At 68.6% G+C, this 20,612-nt stretch carries 20 protein-coding genes and 1 riboswitch; of the genes, 10 read left to right on the top strand and 10 right to left on the bottom strand.

What is annotated here, in order from left to right; all coding sequences use genetic code 11:
* The first annotated feature begins 47 nt into the window (after window positions 1–47).
* Both ACFYZB_RS31035 and ACFYZB_RS31030 read left to right on the top strand, forming a co-directional pair.
* The gene (locus ACFYZB_RS31035; protein ID WP_388764243.1) at window positions 48–680 is read left to right on the top strand and encodes an HAD family hydrolase; all 633 of its coding nucleotides are present in this window, start codon (window positions 48–50) and stop codon (window positions 678–680) included.
* A gap of 322 nt (window positions 681–1,002) precedes the next feature.
* Window positions 1,003–2,262 (top strand): globin domain-containing protein, encoded by a 1,260-nt coding sequence (locus ACFYZB_RS31030; RefSeq protein WP_388764241.1) that lies wholly within the window; start codon window positions 1,003–1,005, stop codon window positions 2,260–2,262.
* A gap of 5 nt (window positions 2,263–2,267) precedes the next feature.
* Here ACFYZB_RS31030 and ACFYZB_RS31025 read toward each other — a convergent pair whose 3' ends face one another.
* The 5 genes from ACFYZB_RS31025 to ACFYZB_RS31005 form a co-directional block, all read right to left on the bottom strand.
* Complete coding sequence (locus tag ACFYZB_RS31025) at window positions 2,268–2,750, bottom strand: NUDIX hydrolase (protein WP_351208601.1); 483 nt, start codon at window positions 2,748–2,750, stop codon at window positions 2,268–2,270.
* Between the two features lie 87 nt (window positions 2,751–2,837).
* The gene (locus tag ACFYZB_RS31020) at window positions 2,838–3,743 is read right to left on the bottom strand and encodes a LysR family transcriptional regulator (protein ID WP_351208602.1); all 906 of its coding nucleotides are present in this window, start codon (window positions 3,741–3,743) and stop codon (window positions 2,838–2,840) included.
* A gap of 214 nt (window positions 3,744–3,957) precedes the next feature.
* Complete coding sequence (locus ACFYZB_RS31015; protein WP_388764239.1) at window positions 3,958–5,106, bottom strand: cystathionine gamma-lyase; 1,149 nt, start codon at window positions 5,104–5,106, stop codon at window positions 3,958–3,960.
* Window positions 5,103–5,594 carry a low molecular weight protein-tyrosine-phosphatase gene (locus ACFYZB_RS31010; protein WP_388764237.1) on the bottom strand — a complete coding sequence of 164 codons (492 nt, stop codon included), beginning with the start codon at window positions 5,592–5,594 and terminating at the stop codon, window positions 5,103–5,105. The genes ACFYZB_RS31015 and ACFYZB_RS31010 overlap by 4 nt, the downstream gene beginning before the upstream one ends.
* Window positions 5,595–5,601: 7 nt before the next feature.
* Complete coding sequence (locus ACFYZB_RS31005) at window positions 5,602–5,979, bottom strand: phage holin family protein (protein WP_388764235.1); 378 nt, start codon at window positions 5,977–5,979, stop codon at window positions 5,602–5,604.
* A 59-nt stretch (window positions 5,980–6,038) separates the two neighbouring features.
* Between ACFYZB_RS31005 and ACFYZB_RS31000 the strand changes: the two genes are divergently transcribed.
* The 4 genes from ACFYZB_RS31000 (at window position 6,039) to ACFYZB_RS30985 (ending at window position 8,457) form a co-directional block, all read left to right on the top strand.
* On the top strand, window positions 6,039–6,356 hold the full coding sequence (locus tag ACFYZB_RS31000; RefSeq protein ID WP_023548672.1) for a cupin domain-containing protein: 318 nt from the start codon (window positions 6,039–6,041) through the stop codon (window positions 6,354–6,356).
* 164 nt (window positions 6,357–6,520) lie between these two features.
* On the top strand, window positions 6,521–6,733 hold the full coding sequence (locus ACFYZB_RS30995; protein ID WP_073887226.1) for a DUF5326 family protein: 213 nt from the start codon (window positions 6,521–6,523) through the stop codon (window positions 6,731–6,733).
* Window positions 6,734–6,953: 220 nt separating this feature from the next.
* Window positions 6,954–7,919 carry an IclR family transcriptional regulator C-terminal domain-containing protein gene (locus ACFYZB_RS30990; protein WP_388764233.1) on the top strand — a complete coding sequence of 322 codons (966 nt, stop codon included), beginning with the start codon at window positions 6,954–6,956 and terminating at the stop codon, window positions 7,917–7,919.
* Between the two features lie 100 nt (window positions 7,920–8,019).
* On the top strand, window positions 8,020–8,457 hold the full coding sequence (locus ACFYZB_RS30985; protein ID WP_388764231.1) for an SsgA family sporulation/cell division regulator: 438 nt from the start codon (window positions 8,020–8,022) through the stop codon (window positions 8,455–8,457).
* 125 nt (window positions 8,458–8,582) lie between these two features.
* On the opposite strand, the gene ACFYZB_RS30980 is transcribed toward ACFYZB_RS30985, so the two are convergent.
* Window positions 8,583–10,067 (bottom strand): YibE/F family protein, encoded by a 1,485-nt coding sequence (locus ACFYZB_RS30980; protein ID WP_388764230.1) that lies wholly within the window; start codon window positions 10,065–10,067, stop codon window positions 8,583–8,585.
* A gap of 72 nt (window positions 10,068–10,139) precedes the next feature.
* Window positions 10,140–10,316, top strand: a riboswitch (TPP riboswitch).
* Between ACFYZB_RS30980 and thiC the strand changes: the two genes are divergently transcribed.
* A complete protein-coding gene (gene thiC / locus ACFYZB_RS30975) occupies window positions 10,309–12,093 on the top strand; it encodes a phosphomethylpyrimidine synthase ThiC (protein WP_388764228.1) in 1,785 nt (594 codons plus the stop codon). (Overlaps the previous riboswitch by 8 nt.)
* A 274-nt stretch (window positions 12,094–12,367) precedes the next feature.
* Here thiC and ACFYZB_RS30970 read toward each other — a convergent pair whose 3' ends face one another.
* The 3 genes from ACFYZB_RS30970 to ACFYZB_RS30960 form a co-directional block, all read right to left on the bottom strand.
* On the bottom strand, window positions 12,368–13,228 hold the full coding sequence (locus tag ACFYZB_RS30970) for a hypothetical protein (RefSeq protein WP_388764227.1): 861 nt from the start codon (window positions 13,226–13,228) through the stop codon (window positions 12,368–12,370).
* A 181-nt stretch (window positions 13,229–13,409) separates the two neighbouring features.
* On the bottom strand, window positions 13,410–14,489 hold the full coding sequence (locus ACFYZB_RS30965) for a metallophosphoesterase (RefSeq protein WP_388764225.1): 1,080 nt from the start codon (window positions 14,487–14,489) through the stop codon (window positions 13,410–13,412).
* 280 nt (window positions 14,490–14,769) lie between these two features.
* Window positions 14,770–15,882 (bottom strand): LacI family DNA-binding transcriptional regulator, encoded by a 1,113-nt coding sequence (locus ACFYZB_RS30960; protein WP_351208610.1) that lies wholly within the window; start codon window positions 15,880–15,882, stop codon window positions 14,770–14,772.
* 432 nt (window positions 15,883–16,314) lie between these two features.
* On the opposite strand from ACFYZB_RS30960, the gene hisC reads away from it, so the two are divergent.
* The gene (gene hisC / locus ACFYZB_RS30955) at window positions 16,315–17,394 is read left to right on the top strand and encodes a histidinol-phosphate transaminase (protein WP_388764223.1); all 1,080 of its coding nucleotides are present in this window, start codon (window positions 16,315–16,317) and stop codon (window positions 17,392–17,394) included.
* A 13-nt stretch (window positions 17,395–17,407) separates the two neighbouring features.
* Here the strand turns inward: hisC and ACFYZB_RS30950 are convergent, their stop codons facing one another.
* Window positions 17,408–17,812, bottom strand: a complete 405-nt coding sequence (locus ACFYZB_RS30950; RefSeq protein ID WP_388764221.1) for a cyclophilin-like fold protein — start codon at window positions 17,810–17,812, stop codon at window positions 17,408–17,410.
* A gap of 209 nt (window positions 17,813–18,021) precedes the next feature.
* Between ACFYZB_RS30950 and ACFYZB_RS30945 the strand changes: the two genes are divergently transcribed.
* Together ACFYZB_RS30945 and cydB are read left to right on the top strand one after the other, a co-directional pair.
* Entirely contained in the window at window positions 18,022–19,530 is a 1,509-nt protein-coding gene (locus ACFYZB_RS30945) for a cytochrome ubiquinol oxidase subunit I (protein ID WP_388764220.1), read from the top strand.
* Between the two features lie 15 nt (window positions 19,531–19,545).
* Window positions 19,546–20,565 (top strand): cytochrome d ubiquinol oxidase subunit II, encoded by a 1,020-nt coding sequence (gene cydB / locus ACFYZB_RS30940; protein WP_388764219.1) that lies wholly within the window; start codon window positions 19,546–19,548, stop codon window positions 20,563–20,565.
* Window positions 20,566–20,612: the final 47 nt, after the last annotated feature.

Here is a 20,612-nt window from a genome sequence, read left to right as displayed (position 1 = left end):
GGAAGTGTTTCACGTGAAACATTGGCAGCCGGTTAGCCTCGGGGGGCATGGCGAGACTTCATCTCTTCGATCTTGACGGCACATTGCTGCACGGTAGTACGGCTCCCATGGAGATTTCCCGCCAGCTGGGGCTCGAAGAGAAGACCGCGGCACTGGACCGGGCCATCGCTCAGGGGCGGATCGGTCCGCCGGAGTACGCGGCGCAGGTGTACGACCTGTGGTCCGATCTGACCGAGGCGCACGTCAGCGCGGCATTCGAGGCGGCCCCCTGGCTGACCCGCATCCGTGAGGTCTGGGCAGAGATCAGAGGTGCGGGCGACTACTGCGCGGTGGTGTCGCTCTCGCCGTCCTTCTTCGTGGAACGCCTTCTCGACTGGGGCGCTCACGCGGCGCATGGATCTCGCTTTCCGGCGGTTCCGTTCACCGAGCCCGTGGATCCGTCCGGGGTGCTCAGCGCGGCGGCCAAGGTGATTATCGCGGACCGGCTCTGCGAGGAGTTCGGCGTGGCACGAGCGGACTGTGTGGCATACGGCGACTCGCTGTCGGACAAGGATTTGTTTGCTGCCGTACCGGTTTCCGTGGCGGTCAATGCGGACGCCCACCTGGCAGGACTCGCGACGTACTCCTACACGGGGCGGGATCTGTGGGATGCCTATGAATTGATTCGTCCTGCCCGGTAGTTGTCGGACCTCATGGTTCGCACCTTTGCCCGATTCGTGAGGAAGGAAGGGGGGACTTGTGTGCGTGGCGACGGCCGGTAGGGTCGAGTTCGGTTCACGTCCGGGATGGAGTCCACATGTCCCGTGCGGGCCGAGAGCAGGGCAAGCAGCCTAACGGGACGGAGAGCGCGAGACCCGCGTTTCCTGGTATACGACCGCGGCATCCGATCGGGATGCAACGCTGCGGGACGCTACGGCAGGCCGCCCGCCGGGGGGAAAGCATGCACCTTCTCCGGAAGAAGGTGCGCAGACCGACCGCAAGACGTTCGAGGCGAGGCACACCATGGACGCTCCGACCACCACGTCGGGGGAGAACGGCATGTCGGGCGAGACCGGCTGGTTCACGCCGCGCACGGGACCGTCGGCTCCACCGCCCGACAGCACGGAGCGTGTGCCGCCCCAACGGTCGGCGCCGACCGTCCAGGAGGAGTCCGCGGACGCCGTCCTCATACGTCGCACGATGGCCGAGATAGGCCCGATCGCGGACAAGGTCACCTCTTACTTCTACGCCCTGCTTTTCGTCCGCCATCCCGAGCTGCGGGCGCTGTTCCCGGCCGCGATGGACATGCAGCGGGAGCGCCTGCTGAAGGCGTTGCTCACCGCGGCCGAGCACCTGGACAACACCTCGATCCTCGTCGACTACCTGGAGAACCTGGGCCGTGGACACCGTAAGTACGGGACGCGGCCCGAGCACTATCCGGCCGTCGGGGAGTGCCTGATCGGCGCGTTGAGCAAGTACGCCGCCACCGTCTGGAGCCCGGAGACGGAGGCGGCCTGGGTGCGGGCGTACACGACGATCTCCCAGGTCATGATCGATGCCGCGGCGGCGGACGGGCTGCGCTCTCCGGCCTGGTGGCAGGCCGAGATCGTCACCCACGACCTCAGAACCCCGGACGTCGCGATCCTCACCATCCGCCCCGACCAGCCCTATCCGTTCCTCGCGGGTCAGTACACGAGCGTGGAGACGCCTTGGTGGCCACGGGTATGGCGGCACTACTCGTTTGCTTCCGCGCCCCGCTCGGACGGTCTGCTGACGTTCCATGTGAAGGCCGTACCGGCCGGCTGGGTCTCCAACGCGCTGGTGCATCGCGCCCGGCCCGGAGACGTCATACGCCTCGGGCCGCCGGCCGGCTCCATGACCGTCGACCACACGACCGACAGCGGACTGCTCTGTCTGGGCGGCGGCACCGGCATAGCGCCCATCAAGGCCCTGGTGGAGGACGTCGCCGAGCACGGAGCGCGTCGGTCTGTCGAGGTGTTCTACGGCGCGCGCACCGACCACGACCTCTACGACATCGACACCATGCTTCGGCTCCAGCAGAGCCACCCCTGGCTGGCAGTCCGGGCGGTCATCGACCAGCGGGCCCACATCCGGCTCCCCGATGCCCTGCGCGACTACGGCCCGTGGAACGAGTACGACGCCTATCTCTCGGGCCCGCCAGGAATGATCCGCAGTGGCATAGACGCGCTCCGGGACATCGGCGTCCCGTCGAGCCGCATACGACATGACTCGGTGGAGGATCTGCTCGTGGCCGGGAACTGAGCGCGCTAACCGAGGTCGGGAGCGTGCATGGCGCGCACCCCCTCGATGTTGCCGTCCAGATAGTGGCGCAGTGACAACGGGACCAGGTGGACGGAGGCGATGCCGACCCGGGTGAAGGGGATGCGGACGATCTCGTACTCACCGGCGGGCTCGTCCACTTCGGGACCATGCCGCCGGGTCGGGTCCATGGACTCCAGTCGGCAGACGAAGAAGTGCTGCACCTTCACGCCGGTCGCGCCGCCGTCCTCGCCGATGTGCTCGACGGTGTCCACGAAGCACGGCACCACATCGGTGATCTTGGCGCCGAGTTCCTCGGACACCTCCCGATGCAGGGCATCCACGACGGTCGGATCCCCGGGCTCGACCCCGCCACCGGGAGTGACCCAGTAGGGATCGACACCGGGCTTGGTGCGCTTGATCAGGATCAGGTCGTCACCATCGAGAAGGACGGCACGGGCGGTGCGCTTGACCACGGGTCGGACGGTCATGGGAGAAATGTGGCCCGCCTGGTTCCACGTGAAACATCGCAAAAAGTCACCTTGTGATCGCGTTCCGTAGACGCGGTGCCAGCGGTCTCAGCACCAGGCCGTGGCCGCCCGCTGAAGCCACTCGTGAGCCCGCGCGATGTGGGGCATGGCGAGAGTACCGGTGCGCACCACCAGGAAGTACGTGCGCAGCGGCGGCACGACCGGATCGTGCAGCGTCGCGATCGTGCCGTCGTCGAGGGCGGAGGCACACAGATACCGAGGCAGCACCGCGAGTCCGGCACCAGCGATCGCGCAGGCGAGTACCGCGCGCAGATCCGGCACGATGACCGTGCCCGAGGTGGCCGGGCGGGAGTCGAAGACCGAGGCCCAGTAGCGCGAGACGAAGGGCAGCGACTCATGAACCTCGACGACGGGAAGATCCTCCAGCGCGGGCGCTCCCTTCAGGCGCAGCGCCTCCGCACCGATCCGCTCCACCCAGCGCGGGGCGGCGACCAGTACGTGTTCCTCGTCGCAGAGCGGAGTCGCGGTCAGCAGAGCGCCGCGCGGACGGGCTGTGCTGATGGCCAGATCATGATGACCGGAGGCCAGCCCCTCCAGCGTTTCCTCCGCCGTGCCGAAGGATGCGCGCAGTGCGAATCCCTGGCCGTCGTCGCCGGTGAGCTCTGTCAGGGCGGGCAGAGCACGTTCGGCGGTGAACTCGGGCGGGCCGGCGAGGTGCAGGGTTCTGAGCGAGGACTCGTCGTCCAGGCCGCTCTCGGCTATCTCCACCAGGGCGTCGAGATGAGGAGCGGCCTTGTGCGCGAGTTCGTCACCGATGGTCGTCGGGGTCACCCCGCGCGCCTGGCGGAGGAAGAGGGGCTTGCCCAACTGTCGTTCCAGCGTGCGGATCTGCGAGGTGACGGCAGGCTGGGAGAGGCCGAGCAGAGCGGCGGCGCGGGTGAAGGAACCAGCCCGGTGCACGGTGACGAAGGTGCGCAGCAAGGCCAGGTCCATGGCGTGCCCTCCCCTATCCCTGCCCTCCTCCGGCTCCTAGGCAGGCCCCAACTATAAATAAGTCGATAGGTCTCTGTCGCTAGCGTGATTGGACACTGACACAGAGTCAACTAGCCTTGGTCGCGCGGTTCTTCGCGCGCAGGAACCGCAGACGGTCCGAGCCACGAGGGGGGAGGCTCGGACCGTCGTGCGCTGTCGGCCGAGGGCCGAGGACTCACTCGGCGGACTCGTCCAAGGCCCGCAGCACGTCGGCGACCAGGTCCTCGGGGTCCTCGGCGCCGACGGACATCCGGATGAAGCCTTCCGGCACCGCGTCCCCGCCCCAGCGGCGGCGCCGCTCGGCCGTGGAACGCACCCCGCCGAAGCTCGTGGCGTCCTCCACCAGGCGCAGTGCCTCGAGGAAACGCTCGGCACGCGCGCGCGTCGGCAGCGTGAAGGAAACCACGCAGCCGTAGCGGCGCATCTGCTGCGAGGCCGTCTTGTGCGAGGGGTCGTCGGGCAGTCCGGGGTAGCGCAGGCCGGACACCTCAGGCCGTTGCCTCAGCGACTCGGCGACGGCGAGGGCGGTGGCGTTCTGCCGGTCGACGCGCAGCTGGAGCGTGGCGATGGACCGGTGCGCGAGCCAGGCCTCCATCGGACCGGGGATCGCCCCGACGATCTTGCGCCAGCGTCGTACGGCGGCCATCGCCTCGGGGTCACGGCCGGCGACGTAGCCCAGCAGCACGTCACCGTGGCCGGTGAGCTGCTTGGTGCCGCTGGCCACGGAGAAGTCGGCGCCCAGCTCCAGCGGGCGCTGCCCGAGCGGGGTCGCGAGGGTGTTGTCGACGGCCACCAGGGTGCCCTGCGCATGGGCCGCCGCCACCAGCCGCCGGATGTCGCACACGTCGAGCCCCGGGTTCGACGGGGACTCGATCCACAGCAGCCGGGCGCCATCGAGAACCTCCAGCTGGGCGTCGCCGCCGGTGGGGGCGGTGCGCACCTCGACGCCGTACGCCTCCAGCTGGGCGCGGACCAGCGGCAGCACCTGATAGCCGTCGGAGGGCAGCACGACGGCGTCCCCGGCGCGCAGCTGCGAGAACAGCACGGAGGAGATCGCCGCCATGCCGGAGGCGAAGACAAGGGTCTCGACGTCGTCCCGCCCGGGCGCCTCCAGCTCGCCGATGGCCCGCTCCAGCAGCGTCCAGGTCGGGTTGTCGTCACGGCCGTACGAGTACGGCCCCGTCACCTCGCCCGGCAGATGGAAGTGCGCCGCGAAGACCGGTCCGGGCAGGGTCGGCTCGTGCTTGACCGGCTCGGGCAGTCCGGCGCGTACCGCGCGTGTACCGTCGCCGGTACGTCCCTGGTCCCTGGGGGTGTCGCTCATGCGGCCCGTCCTTCCAGCTGCTCGCGTACGGCGGCGAGCAGACCGACGCTCGCCGCCTCCACCATTTCAAGACACTCCTCGAAACCGACCCGGTGTCCGTAGTACGGATCCGGTACGTCGAGGTCGTCACCCGCGGCGGGATCGTACGAGCGCAGCAGCCGGACCTTGCGCGCGTCCTCGTCGGTGGGCGCGAGGCGGCGCAGGGCCTTGAGATGACCGGCGTCGAGGGCGATCACCAGGTCGAGCCGGGAGAACCACGACGGCTGGAACTGGCGTGCGACGTGATCGCTGTCGTAGGCGTGCTCCTCGAGGACCGAGACGGTCCGCGGGTCGGCGGGCTCGCCCTCGTGCCAGCCGCCGGTGCCGGCGCTGTCGACCTCCACCCGGTCCTCGAGGCCGGCCTCCGCCACACGCGCGCGGAAGACGGATTCGGCCATCGGGGAGCGGCAGATGTTGCCGGTGCACACGAAGCAGACGCGGTAGGTCATGGTGCGCTCAGTCCTCGTCGGGCAGGACGACGTGCAGCGCCCAGGAGACGACGGAGACGATCAGACCGCCGACGACGGCCGTCCAGAAGCCCTGCACATGGAAGCTCAGGTCGAGCTTGCCGCAGACCCAGGAGGTCAGCAGCAGCATCAGCGCGTTCACGACCAGGGTGATCAGGCCCAGGGTCAGGATGAACAGCGGGAAGGTGAGTACCTTCAGGATCGGCTTGACCAGCCAGTTCACCAGGCCGAAGATCAGTGCGACGACGATCAGCGTGCCGGCCTTCTTGGCCGTGCTGTCACCCGTCAGAGTGATCTTGTCCAACAGCCACACGGCGACCGCCAGGGCGCCCGCGTTGGCGATCGTCTTGACTACGAAATTCTTCATGTGTCTGATCGTGGCAGACCCGATCGGAACCGAGCAGTGAGACGAGGGCGACAGCGGCGATGAAGGCATTCCGGCTGGACGAACTGGAGGCGGAGCGCGCCGCCAACGAGGGGGCCTACCTTCAGTTCCTGCGGGAGCGGAACATGTCCGTCGGCCTGTACGCCCTCAACGCGGGCGAACACGATCCGCAGAAGCCGCACAACCAGGACGAGGTGTACTTCGTCGTCAGCGGCCGGGCGTCCATCACGGTGGGACTGGAGACGACCGAGGTGGCGCGGGGCAGCGTGGTCTACGTGCCGGCCGGGGTCGCCCACAAGTTCCACCACATCAGCGAGGACCTGAGGGTTCTGGTCGTCTTCTCTCCGCCCGAGGCGTGAGGCCGGGCCCCGGGGTTCCCTAGGGGACGGGTCAGGGGAGGACAAGGGGCGCGAGGCCCCCGCGGGACCCCTCGTCGGCCCTAGCATCGAGTGCAGAACATCAACGCCGTACGCGAAAGGGCGTACGAGCACTCAGACGTACGAGAAGGCAAAGGACGAGGGCGATGCGAGAGATCTTCGCGGGACTTCCGTGGTGGGTGAAGTGGGTCGCGGTGCCGGTCATCGCCCTGGTCGTGTTCGGCGGCCTGATAGCGACCGTGGTCGGGTTCGTGATCGGCTTGCTGTTCAAGGCGCTGGTCTTCGTCGCCCTGGTCGGCGGACTGATCTACATCGTGCGCAAGTTCATGTCGAACTCCTCGTCGCGCAGCGACTGGTGACGGACCCGGGGGACCGGTGACGGCAACGGGACCACCGGTTCCCGGCAAGGCGATCCCCGGTTTCCCTCGGGCGAGGGAAGTTTCCCCGTGAGGCCGTCTGCGTGCGGTGGCGGACGATTAGAGTCCGGAAATCCCGCGGGGTCCGGCTCCGCGGGCGGCGCAGACCCCCTCCGTGCTCTTCCCCCGCACGGGCTGCCCCCTCGCGCTCCGGGAGTGACCCTTGGCCACGGTTGACACCGCACCGGCAGAACAGCACGCACCCCGCACCCAGCCGCGCTCCTGCGCACCCCCCACCCAGCGGCCGCCCTCCGTCGCGGTCCCCGGACAGCCGCACCCCGTCGACGCCCCCGGGCCTCCGCACACGATCGGCATCCCGGGGGCACCCCTCCCCACGGACGCCTCCGGGCCGCCGCACCGCGCCGAGGCCCCCGGTCCGGCCGCCGCGACGCTCATCGGATCCGTCCAGCGCGCCATGCGCCTGCTGGAGACCGTCGCCACACATGTGTACGGCGCCCCCGCCAAACAACTCGCCCGCGAAACCGGCCTCGCCCTCCCGACGACCTACCACCTGCTGCGCACCCTGGTGCACGAGGGCTATCTTCGGCGCGAGAAAGGGCTGTTCTTCCTCGGTGACGCGGCCGAACGGCTGGGCAGCAGCGGGGCACAGCAGAAACGTCGCAGCTCTGTGGCGGACATGCTCGCCCACTGGCGCGACTCCATCGGTGTGCCGGTGTACTACGCGATGTACCGGGACGGCGAGATCGAGGTCATGTGCGTCTCCGATTCCCCCGAGGCGCCGGCGGTCGAGGAGTGGGCCGACTTCCGCGAGACCGGCCACGCGCACGCCATCGGGCAGTGCCTGCTCTCCCAGTTGGACGAGGACGCCCGCCGCGACCACCTTGCGCGCTATCCCGTGCAGTCCCTCACGCCGTACACCGTGCGTGACAATGATGCCCTGTTGCGGCGGCTGGCCCGGATGCCGCGCATGGAGCCGGTGGTGGAGCGTCAGGAGTACGCGCTCGGGACGGTCTGTGCGGCGGTCCCGATCACGGTCGGCACCACCGTCGCCACGATGGCCATGTCGCTGCCTGCCCAGCAGGCCGACCGTCTGCTGCCCGCGGCGCGCCGACTGCAGACGGAGCTCGGGCGGCATCTGGGAACGCTCACTCTCTCTATCAGTATCTGAAAACTTACTCCTTGTGATCTGCTGTGTACGTTCAGCAAGATTTGACCACGGTCACAGGGATCGATCCCGGCCGGTCGACGTCCATACGACGGGGTAGACGATGCGCGAGTCCGTACAGGCAGAAGTCATCATGAGCTTTCTCGTGTCCGAGGAGCTCTCCTTCCGCATCCCGGTGGAGTTGCGCTACGAGACCAGTGATCCGTATGCCGTGCGGCTCACCTTCCATCTGCCCGGTGATGCCCCGGTGACCTGGGCGTTCGGCCGCGAGCTGCTGATCGACGGCGTCGGTAGGCCGTGCGGGGAAGGGGATGTGCACATCGCTCCCGCCGACTCCGAGGTGCTGGGCGAGGTGCTGATCAGGCTTCAGGTCGGCGGTGACCAGGCCCTGTTCCGTTCCTCCGCGCCGCCGCTCGTGGCATTCCTGGACCGCACCGACAAACTCGTGCCGCTCGGCCAGGAGGGTGCGCTGGCCGATTTCGACGCCCATCTGGAAGAGGCCCTGGACCGCATTCTGGCCGAGGAGCAGAGCGCGGGCTGAAGGGTTGCTGCACGGGCGCCGGGAGCTCCGCGGTGGCGCATGGGACTGTGCAGGAACGCTTCTGCATGGGGAGTGGATTGCGGTCACGGGCGGGCTCACCGCCGATCACGTCGGCCTGCCCGGCCCTACCTCTTCCGGCGTCGCCCCCGGCCGCCGCGTGCCGGGACGGACTGTGCCCCGGCCGGTGCGGGGATGTCCGGGCCGGGGCGGTCGGCCGAGACCACCAGGGCGGCGAGTGCGGTGGTGACCGGGACCGAGGCGACCAGGCCGATCGATCCGACCAGCGTGCGCACGATCTCCTCGGCCACCAGCTCGCTGTTGGCCACGGTCCCGACGCCGCTCTGTGCGATCGAGAAGAGGAGAAGCAGCGGGAGTGCGGCGCCGGCGTAGGCGAGGACGAGGGTGTTGACCACGGAGGCGATGTGGTCACGGCCGATGCGGATGCCCGCCCTGTACAGCCCGCGCCAGCCCATCGCCGGGTTGGCCTCGTGCAGTTCCCAGACGGCCGAGGTCTGCGTCACCGTGACGTCGTCGAGTACGCCGAGCGAGCCGATGATGACACCGGCCAGCAGCAAGCCGCTCATGTCGATCGACGGGTACAGGCCGTGGATCAGGCCGGTGCTGTCGTCGGTGTTGCCGGTCAGGGCGGCCCAGCCGATGAACTGCGAGCCGAGGATGCCGATCAGCAGCAGGGAGACCAGCGTGCCGAGCACGGCCACCGAGGTGCGGGCCGACAGGCCGTGACACATGTACAGGGCGATCAGCATGATGGCGCTCGACCCGATCACCGCCACGAGCAGCGGGTTCGAACCCTGGAGGACCGCCGGCAGGATGAACAGGGTCAGTACCAGGAAGCTGACGGCCAGGGCGACGAGTGCCATCACACCGCGCAGCCTGCCGACCACCACGACGGCCAACGCGAAGATCCCCGCAAGCAGCGTCATGGGGAACTTCCGGTTCACGTCGGTCACCGAGTACTGCAGGTCCTTCGGCGCCGAGGGCTCGTAGGCGGCCACCACCTTCTCGCCCTGGTGCAGTTGCCGGGTCTGGTCCGGCTGCACGATCTCGGTGAACGTACGGCCCTTGTCCTTGCCGGTGTCGACCCGGACGGTCGCCTTCTTGCAGCTTCCTTTCGCCGCCTGCTCCGCCGAGGCGCCCTGGGCGGTGGAGGAGGTGTCACCGATCGTGGTCCCGCCCGAGGCGTTCACCGAACTGCAGCTCACCTCGACGACCCTGGTGACGGTGGCCTGCTGGGTCTCCCGGTCGAAACCGACGCCACTGCGCTTGTGCGGAGGGGCTCCCCCGGGCCAGAGCACCACCAGGCCGACGACGACCGCCGCGGTGAACGGGACCAGGATCGCCGCGATGACCTTGCGCAGATGCCGGGATACGGGGGCGGCGGGCCCATGGCTGTGGCCGTGGCTGTGACCGGTTCCGTGGCCATGGTCATGCCCAGGGCCGCGCCTGTGGCCGTGTCCCTGATGGAGCCCATGACCGCGACCGGCGTCAGGGCCACCTTCCCGTTCGGCGGCGTGGTCGTCGCCCTGCCCCGAGCCTGGTCGGTTGTGCGGCTCTGGCGGCCGATACGGGTACTGCTGCATCCGGGTCACCGCCCGATCATCGCAACGCGGGCAGGGGGCCCACTGTTCACCGCGCCACATATGACGCTAGCGTGGAGGCACCTTTGCACACGCGGGAGCTCGGAGCACCGGGCTGAGAGGGCGCTGACCTCCGTCACGCGATGTTTCACGTGGAACAAGCGATGTTCCATGCGGAATACCGCCAGACGGAAACCGCTGCGTCGACCGCCGAACCTGTTACCGGGTAATGCCGGCGTAGGGAGTAGGTCTCATGACCAACAAGGACGCACGCACGCCTGCCTCCGCTCAGGACGAGAAGTCCCAGGAGGCCGGGAAGTCCATCGGATGGCACAAGGCGTACGTCGAGGGTTCGCGCCCCGACCTGCGCGTGCCGGTCCGCCAGGTGCACCTCACCAACGGGCAGTCGGTCACGCTGTACGACACGTCGGGCCCGTACACCGATCCACTCGTCGACACCGATGTCCGCAGGGGCCTGCCGCCGTTGCGGGAGAACTGGATCATCACCCGCGGTGACACCGAGGAGTACGCGGGACGTCCCGTCCGTCCCGAGGACGACGGGATCAAGCACACCTCGCCGCGCGGTGGGCTGCGCAATCTGGACGCCGTCTTCCCCGGACGGCCGCGTCAGCCGCGCCGGGGCCGGGGAGGCGAGGCGGTGACGCAGCTCGCGTACGCTCGCCGGGGCGAGATCACCCCGGAGATGGAGTATGTGGCCATCCGGGAGAACGTCTCTCCCGAGGTGGTCCGCGAGGAGATCGCGGCGGGCCGGGCGGTGCTTCCGGCCAACGTCAACCACCCGGAGATCGAGCCGATGATCATCGGCAAGCGGTTCCTGGTGAAGGTCAACGCCAACATCGGCAACTCGGCGGTGACCTCCTCCATCGAGGAGGAGGTGGAGAAGATGACCTGGGCGACCCGCTGGGGTGCCGACACGGTCATGGACCTCTCCACCGGCCGCAACATCCACACGACCCGCGAGTGGGTGCTGCGCAACTCCCCCGTCCCCATCGGTACCGTGCCGCTCTACCAGGCCCTGGAGAAGGTCGACGGCAAGGCCGAGGAACTGACCTGGGAGATCTACAAGGACACGGTCATCGAGCAGGCCGAGCAGGGCGTGGACTACATGACCGTCCACGCGGGCGTCCGGCTGCCGTACGTGCCGCTCACGGCCAACCGCAAGACCGGCATCGTCTCGCGCGGTGGGTCGATCATGGCCGCGTGGTGCCTGGCGCACCACAAGGAGTCGTTCCTGTACGAGAACTTCGAGGAGCTGTGCGAGATCCTCGCCGCCTACGACGTCACGTACTCGCTGGGCGACGGCCTCCGGCCGGGCTCGATCGCGGACGCCAACGACGAGGCGCAGTTCGCGGAGTTGAAGACGCTCGGCGAACTCAACCGGATCGCCAGGCGTTTCAACGTACAGACGATGATCGAAGGCCCGGGACACGTCCCGATGCACAAGATCAAGGAGAACATCGACCTTCAGCAGGAGGTCTGCGATGAAGCTCCGTTCTATACGCTCGGTCCGCTGACCACGGACATCGCGCCGGCGTACGACCACATCACTTCCGGCATTGGTGCCGCGATGATCGCCTGGTGGGGCACGGCGATGCTCTGCTACGTCACGCCCAAGGAGCACCTGGGACTGCCCAACCGTGACGACGTCAAGACCGGCGTCATCACCTACAAGATCGCCGCGCACGCCGCCGACCTCGCCAAGGGGCACCCGGGCGCCCAGGAGTGGGACGACGCCTTGTCCGACGCCCGCTTCGAGTTCCGGTGGGAGGACCAGTTCAACCTCGCTCTGGACCCGGACACGGCGCGGGAGTTCCACGACGAGACCCTGCCGGCCGAGCCCGCCAAGACCGCCCACTTCTGCTCGATGTGCGGGCCGAAGTTCTGCAGCATGAAGATCTCGCAGGACATCCGCCGCGAACACGGCGGGAGCCGGGCCGAGATCGAGGAGGGCATGGCCCAGAAGTCGAAGGAGTTCGCAGAGGCGGGGAACCGGGTGTACCTGCCGATCGCGGACTGAGTCCGGCTGTCGGCGGTCCGTGCCACCGGATGGCCTGAAGCCGACCGGTATACGGACCGCCCGACCGCCGGGTGTCATGCCACGGTGCTGAGCCGGATCGATGGCGGGATGACGGGCCCGGGCGACGCACCCGAACCCGCCGCGGTCTGCTGGACGGCCCGGCACTGAACGGCACGACGCCGACCGGGCGGGACGACCGGAAGGCGGCACGCCGGTGGGCCGCCGGGTCGGGCCCACGTCGGTCGGGGCGCGAGCCGTGTCCTGGCCGGCGGCGTCACTCGGGCCGGTGCTCCGGCCCGCCGAAGTCCGGGCTCGTGTAGTCGGGGCTGGTGAAGCTCGGCCGGCCGGGCTGGGATCCGTCGTCAGGGCTGCTGAAACCGGGACGGTCGTACCCCAGGCGGGGCATGCGGCCGCGCGGGGCGGACGGGGTCGCGCGGTGCACGGGGGCCGGTCCCGGCTCGGCGAGCGCTTCCGTGAGGAACGGCAGGATGCCGCGCTCCAGCAGGGCGTCCCGCCAGGCCTCTCTGGCGTTGTCCAGTTCCCGGTGCGCCGCGTCCAGTGCCCGGGCCTGTGGCGAGTTGCCGTTGCGCAAGGCGGTGAGGAGCAGTCCGACGGCGGCGACGAGGATTGCGGCCGCGGTCACCGCGCCGAACACCCACCCGGCGGTGAGCATGGTCTGCGCGAAGGCCTGCCCGGGGCTCAGTGTCTTCAGGATGTAGCCGACCAGCAGGAAGATCGCCGCGGCGGTTCCGGAGAGGACGGGAGCCAGTACGGCGATGACGGCGACGGCGCCCGCGCCGGTGCTCTCGGCCGGCTCGCCGAAGGTGGTGACGAGCCCGGTGGTGGCCGAACTCTGGTCGGCGGCAGCGGAGTCACCCGAGACCGAGGGGGTCATCGCCGGCTGACGCAGTTCTTGGCGGAGCTTCACATAGTGCTGGTATTCGGCCGCGGCGGCGGCCGTTATCAGTGCGGTGGCGTTGAGCGCCATGGTGCGCAGTTGTTCGGGATTGAGCCGCTGTCCGACAGCGGCCAGTTCCGGCCGCTGTGGTGCGGAGCGCAGCGCCTCATCGAGGAGCCGCTCGAAATCCTGGCGGTCCTCGCTCTGCAGGTGCTGCGGAACGCTGTTCATGTGCATCCCCCGATGCTCCGTAGGGCTTGGGGCTCGCACGCCGGCGAGCCGTCGGGCAGAAACGGAGGGGAGCCTGCTACGGATAAGCCGATGGTAGAGCCGTGACGGCACACGGTGACAGGGGGTTGCCGGAAATTGCCCTCCGGCCTGCGGGTACTCCGACGGGGGAGACTTGCCCCGGGAACGCTCAGGTGACCAGGGGGAGTTGCCGGACCAGTAGCTTTCCGGCCATGGTCACCCCGCCGTCCATCGCGATGGCGAGCCCGTCGGCGTAGACGTGCGGACCCGCCACGACCGGGCCGGAACCCTCCTCGCCGTCCTCGGAGCCGACCTCGCCGAGCAGGTAGGGAATCGGGCTGTGACCGTGAACGATGCGGGTGCCGCCGTACGTATCGAGGAGGGAGCGCACGGCGTCGGCACCGCCCTCGTCGCGGAAGGAGAAGCGCTTGGTGAACTTGCGGAACAGGTCCCAGCACTCGTCCGCGTCGTTGCGGGTGAGGGTCTCGCGGACGGTGTCGTTGACCGCCTCGATCGAGTCGCCGTAGTCGAGGTAGGCGGTGGTGTCCGAGTGCACGAGCAGATAGCCGTCGACCTCCTCGACGGCGTCGAGGCGGGCCATCCACTGCAGATGGTGGTCCTGGAGGCGGTCCATGTCGGTCTTCTGACCGCCGTTGAGCAGCCAGGCCGCCTGGAAGGTGGCGGTGCCCGCACCGGAGTTGACGGGAGTGTCGCCGAACCGCTTGGCGCCCAGCAGCAGCAGTTCGTGGTTGCCCATGAGGGCCTTGCAGTAGCCGCCCGCCGCGGCTGCCTCGGCGGACAGCCGCATCACGAGGTCGATGACGCCGATGCCGTCGGGTCCGCGGTCGGTGAAGTCGCCCAGGAACCACAGTCGGGTGGTGCCGGCGCACCACTGGCCGGAGGCGTCGATCAGCCCCTGTTCCTGCAGTGCGGTCACCAGTTCGTCGAGGTAACCGTGGACGTCTCCGACGACGAACAGCGGTCCCGGCCCGGTCGCGGGCTGCGGGGCCGGGGCCGCGGGTGCCGTCTCGACGGACACCTGGACCGTCTCCGTCCGGTTGACGACGGGGAGGTCGCGCTGGGTGGGGGTGTAGCCGTCGGGGTATGCCTCGTCGGCCGGCGGCGCGGTGTCGCCCGGCTGGGCGGTGCGGACGTACGGACCGGTCTCGTGGACGTATGCAGGTACCCGGAAGTCGCGCAGCGTTGCCGTCCGCTCCACTTCGGGTCCCTGACCGGCCCCCTGAGTCATCAGACCCCTCCACCATCGCGCCGCATCTGCACCGCTTCGGACTGCCTGGTCGCAGCGGTCCGCGGTGTCGTGGGCCCATCATAGGAATGCGCGTCGCGCCGTGTGATGACCCAGGGGTGGTGAATCGGAACAAGACTCCAGTTCACCGCGGCTTTCGCCCCGTTTGGGCAGGTGTTCGGCGGGCTCTGCATCGACCGAACACCCGGCCCGCCGGTCGCCGGCCCGTCGAGCCCCCTCTCTCGGCCGTGCGCTTACGGGGTGAGCGCCCCGCTTTCCGGCGCTACCTCTCGTCCGGCGTCCGCGGCGGGCTGACCGTCGTGCGGGGCGAACGCCGCTGCGAGGAGGTGCGCACGATCAGCTCCGTCGGTATCACCTGCTCGACCGGCTGGTCCGATTCCACGCCCTCGATCGCGTCGATGAGGAGCTGGACCACCGCTGTGCCGATGCGGCGGGGCTTCAGGGAGAGCGTGGTGATGGGCGGCTCGGTGCTGGCGTACACCATGGACTCGCTGCAGCACACGAGCAGCAGGTCGTCAGGTACGCGGAGCCCGTAGCGGCGGGCGGCGGCCAGCAGGTCGGTGCCGTTGGGGTCGAACAGGCCGTAGACCGCGTCGGGCCGGTCGGGACGGGCGAGCAGCCGGTCGGCGGCGACGGCGCCCGCGCACGGGTCGTGCGCCGGGTAGGCCTCGTAGACCGGGTCCTGGCCGACGCGCTCGCACCAGCGCAGGTAGGCGGTGGTGGACAGGTGGGTGTACGTGTCCGTCGTCGTGCCCGTGAGCAGGCCGATGCGGCGGGCGCCGGCGTCGGCGAGGTGGTCGAGGATGCCGAGGACGGCGGCCTCGTGGTCGTTGTCGACCCAGGCCGTGACCGGCAGCGAGCCGGCCGGGCGCCCGTCGGAGACGACCGGCAGTCCCTGTCGGACGAGCTCGCTGACCACCGGGTCGTGATCGGACGGGTCGATGACGACCGTTCCGTCCAGGGCGACGTTGGACCACACGTCGTGGCGGGAGGTCGCGGGGAGGATCACGAGGGCGTAGCCACGGGCGAGCGCGGCCGAGGTGGCGGCTCGTGCCATCTCTGCGAAGTACGCGAACTCCGTGAAGGTGAAAGGTTCATCCCCGTACGTCGTCACAGTCAGGCCGATCAGACCCGACTTGCCGGTACGGAGGGTACGGGCGGCGGCCGAAGGACGGTATCCCAGCCGGTCGGCGACCTCTCGGACATGGCGCCGGGTGGCGTCCGGGAGCCGGCCCTTGCCGTTGAGGGCGTCGGAGACGGTCGTGATGGAGACTCCGGCGGCGGCGGCCACGTCTCTGATGCCCGCCCGGCCCGGCCGGCTGCCTCGACGTGAGGTTTCCGCGCGGCTCACCTGGTGCTTCCCTGCTGCTGTCATGGCGAGCCGATAGTAGGGCTCATGTGGTGGGGTAGTGCGGACGCATATGCACGCGTTGACAGGCACGTTTCTGCATGGTCACATCCCATCAACTACCTTAAAAATAAAGGTAGTTGAACGATCCTGCGGCAGGACGTGATGTGGTGACGCGTATGGACCTGCCAAGCAGCCGATGTTTCGAAGAGGTCTCAACTCACCTGCACGAGGGATGCGCGCCACGGCGCGAGCTACCGGCGCATAGATATATGTACGGCGCGCCCCCTGAAACGTACGCCTTCGTACGGTGATGCCCCGGGATGGCGCCGCGGTGGGATGGGGCTCACGTTTTGCAGGGCCGCCACCTGTACGCACCGGGGCCGAATCCTCATAAGGTGAGGAGTATTGGAAGCCGGCGGCGTCGACGGTCCGCCGGTGGTCGCGAGGAGGACTGCGGTGAGCGAGACGAGCCCCAAGCTGCGCGCCGAGCTGGAGGGTATCCCCACCTACAAGCCGGGCAAGCCTGCCGCGGCCGGCGGGCCGGTCGCCTACAAGCTGTCCTCCAACGAGAACCCGTACCCGCCGCTGCCCGGCGTGATGGAGAGCGTGACGGCGGCCGCCTGCGACTTCAACCGCTACCCGGACATGGCATGCACCGGGCTGATGGCCGAGCTGTCGGAGCGCTTCGGCGTCCCCGTCTCCCACCTGGCCACCGGCACCGGCTCGGTGGGCGTCGCCCAGCAGCTCCTCCAGGCCACGAGCGGTCCCGGGGACGAGGTCATCTACGCCTGGCGGTCCTTCGAGGCGTACCCGATCATCACGCAGATCAGCGGCGCCCGGTCGGTGCAGGTGCCGCTCACGCCCGGCGATGTGCACGACCTGGACGCGATGGCGGACGCGATCACCGACCGGACGCGTCTGATCTTCGTCTGCAACCCCAACAACCCGACCGGCACGGTGGTGCGGCGGGCCGAGCTGGAGCGGTTCCTCGACCGGGTGCCCGGCGACGTCCTGGTGGTACTGGACGAGGCCTACCGCGAGTTCATCCGCGATCCTGAGGTGCCCGACGGCGTCGAGCTGTACCGGAACCGGCCCAACGTCTGCGTCCTGCGCACGTTCTCCAAGGCCTACGGGCTCGCCGGGCTGCGCGTCGGTTTCGCGATCGCCCATGAGCCGGTCGCGGCGGCGCTGCGCAAGACGGCGGTGCCCTTCGGTGTCAGCCAGCTCGCGCAGGAAGCGGCGATCGCCTCACTGCGGGCCGAGGACGAGTTGCTCGGCCGGGTCGGCTCGCTGGTGTGCGAGCGCACGCGCGTGGTCGACGCGCTGCGCGCCCAGGACTGGACGGTGCCGGAGACGCAGGCGAACTTCGTCTGGCTGCGGCTGGGGGAGCGTACGGTCGCGTTCGCTCAGGCCTGTGAGCAGCACGGTGTGGTGGTCCGGCCGTTCCCGGGCGAGGGTGTGCGGGTGACGGTCGGTGAGACCGAGGCGAACGACATCTTCCTGAAGGTGGCGGAGGCGTTCCGCAAGGAGCTGTAGCCCTGCGCGGGCTCTACTCGTCGATCAGTTCCACCCGGATGGGGTCGCCGTCCCGCACGGTCGCCAGAGCGCGGACGTCCCCGTCCAGGCTTCCCAGGACGTTGCACGGGCTCGCGAGGCGGCACTCTCCCCCAAACTCCGTTCGGGGGGACCCCCAGCCTCGCGAGATCGGCGTGGGGCCATAGGGGAGGGCGAGTGCGTCGCCGTCCGTCCAGAAGGCCACCGTGCCCGGCTCCACGACCTGCCGGGCGTCCGTTTCACGTGAAACGGAGACACCTGTGTCGAAATAGACCTCCTCGCCCCATGTGCAGGCGCTGGAGGTGAGGGGCAGCGCCTTGCTGAGGGCCTGTGCGGTCGGGGTGCCTGCGTCGAGGGTCGCGGTGATGTTGCCCGCGGGCCATGAAATACGTATCCGCATGGCATGCAATTCAACAAGATGTTGAATTCGCTGCCAAGGTCTTGACGCTGTGGCAGTACGGCGACCCCGCCCTACCGGGCCGAAAATCAGTGCGTCATAATGGCTTGTGAATGTGAACGCGTTCACAAGCGCGTCCCGTTTGCCCCGTATGCATGCGACAAGCGGGGCGAATCGCCGCTGTATCACGGCGCAGTAAGGAGAGTGACGACGTGGACCTGGCCCTGGCGCCGGAAACACTGGCGCGCTGGCAGTTCGGCATCACCACCGTCTACCACTTCCTGTTCGTCCCGCTGACCATCTCCCTGGCCGCTCTCACGGCCGGGCTGCAGACGGCCTGGGTACGCACGGAGAAGGAGAAGTACCTCAAGGCGACCAAGTTCTGGGGCAAGCTCTTCCTGATCAACATCGCCATGGGCGTGGTCACGGGCATCGTGCAGGAGTTCCAGTTCGGCATGAACTGGTCCGACTACTCGCGTTTCGTCGGTGACATCTTCGGTGCCCCGCTCGCCTTCGAGGCGCTGATCGCGTTCTTCTTCGAGTCGACCTTCATCGGCCTGTGGATCTTCGGCTGGGACAAGCTGCCCAAGAAGATCCACCTGGCCTGCATCTGGATGGTCTCGATCGGCACGATCCTGTCGGCGTACTTCATCCTCGCGGCCAACTCGTGGATGCAGCACCCGGTCGGCTACAAGATCGACAAGGCGAAGGGCCGGGCCGAGCTGACCGACTTCTGGGCCGTACTGACCCAGAACACCGCCCTCAGCCAGGCCTTCCACACCCTGTCCGCGGCCTTCCTGACCGGCGGCGCCTTCATGGTGGGCATCGCCGCCTACCACCTGGCCCGCAAGAAGCACATCCGCGAGATGAAGACCTCGCTGCGGCTCGGCCTGGTCACCGTCGTGATCGCCGGTCTGCTCACCGCGGTCAGCGGTGACACCCTCGGCAAGGTCATGTTCAAGCAGCAGCCGATGAAGATGGCGGCGGCCGAGGCGCTGTGGGACGGCCAGAAGCCGGCACCCTTCTCGATCTTCGCGTACGGCGATGTCGAGAAGGGCCACAACACCGTGGCCATCGAGATCCCGGGTCTGCTGTCCTTCCTCGCCAACGACGACTTCACCTCGTACGTCCCCGGCATCAACGACGTCAACAAGGCCGAGCAGCAGAAGTTCGGCCCAGGTGACTACCGGCCCAACATCCCGGTCGCCTTCTGGGGCTTCCGCTGGATGATCGGCTTCGGCATGGCCTCCTTCGCCATCGGCCTGGCCGGACTGTGGCTGACCCGGAAGAAGTTCATGCTCCCGCAGCATCTGCGGGTCGGTGAGGACGAGGTGCCGCATCTGGTGCTGTTCAAGAACAAGGCGCTCAGCCCGAAGCTGACGACCTGGTACTGGCGCGTCGCGATCTGGACCCTGGCCTTCCCGCTGATCGCCAATTCCTGGGGCTGGATCTTCACTGAGACGGGCCGCCAGCCGTGGGTCGTCTACGGCGTCCTGCAGACCCGGCATGCGGTCTCCCCCAGTGTCTCCCAGGGCGAGGTCCTCACCTCGATGATCACCTTCACGGCGCTGTACGCGATCCTCGCCGTAATCGAGGTCAAGCTGCTCGTGAAGTACGTCAAGGCCGGCCCGCCCGAGCTGACGGAGGCCGACCTCAACCCGCCCACGAAGATCGGCGGCGACACCCGTGACGCCGACAAGCCGATGGCCTTCTCGTACTAGGCCGGGGGAACAGTCATGCAACTTCACGACGTATGGTTCGTCCTGATCGCCGTCCTGTGGACCGGCTACTTCTTCCTGGAGGGCTTCGACTTCGGGGTCGGCATCCTCACCAAGCTGCTGGCCCGGAACCGGCCCGAGCGGCGGGTGCTGATCAACACCATCGGGCCCGTCTGGGACGGTAACGAGGTGTGGCTGCTCACGGCCGGCGGTGCGACCTTCGCCGCGTTCCCGGAGTGGTACGCCACTCTGTTCTCCGGCTTCTATCTGCCGCTGCTGGTCATCCTGGTCTGCCTGATCGTCCGGGGTGTCGCCTTCGAGTACCGGGTGAAGCGGCCCGAGGAGAACTGGCAGCGCAACTGGGAGACGGCGATCTTCTGGGCCTCGCTGATTCCGGCGTTCCTGTGGGGCGTGGCCTTCGGGAACATCGTGCGGGGCGTGAAGATCGACCAGCACTTCGAGTACGTCGGCAGCGTCGGGGACCTGCTCAACCCCTATGCCCTGCTCGGCGGCCTGGCCACGCTCACCCTGTTCACCTTCCACGGAGCAGTGTTCACCGCGCTCAAGACCGTGGGGGACATCCGGGTGCGCGCACGGAAGCTGGCCCTGTGGGTCGGCCTCGGCACGGCCGTCGTGGCGCTCGGTTTCCTGCTGTGGACGCAGGCCGACAGTGGTAACGGCAGGAGTCTGGTGGCGCTCGTCGTGGCGGTCGCTGCCCTGGTGGCTGCGCTGGTGGCCAACCAGTTCGGGCGTGAAGGGTGGGCGTTCGCGCTGTCCGGCCTCACCATCGTGGCCGCCGTGGCGATGCTCTTCCTGTCGCTCTTCCCGAACGTGATGCCGTCCACGCTCAACGCGGACTGGAGCCTGACGGTCACCAACGCCTCGTCCAGTCCCTACACCCTGAAGATCATGACGTGGCTGGCGGCCATCGCCACGCCGCTGGTGATGCTCTATCAGGGCTGGACCTACTGGGTCTTCCGCAAGCGGATCGGCACGCAGCACATCGCACCCGATGCTGCGGCCGGCGCCGCGCACTGAGTCCGTCGAGGGTGTGTTTCACGTGAAACACACCCTCCTGGGCCGAA

The organism is Streptomyces sp. NPDC001852, assembly GCF_042891825.1.
In the GTDB taxonomy this organism is placed as follows: domain Bacteria; phylum Actinomycetota; class Actinomycetes; order Streptomycetales; family Streptomycetaceae; genus Streptomyces.
Note: the sequence above shows the minus strand (reverse complement) of the source record. Positions and strands in the feature narration are given on the sequence as shown.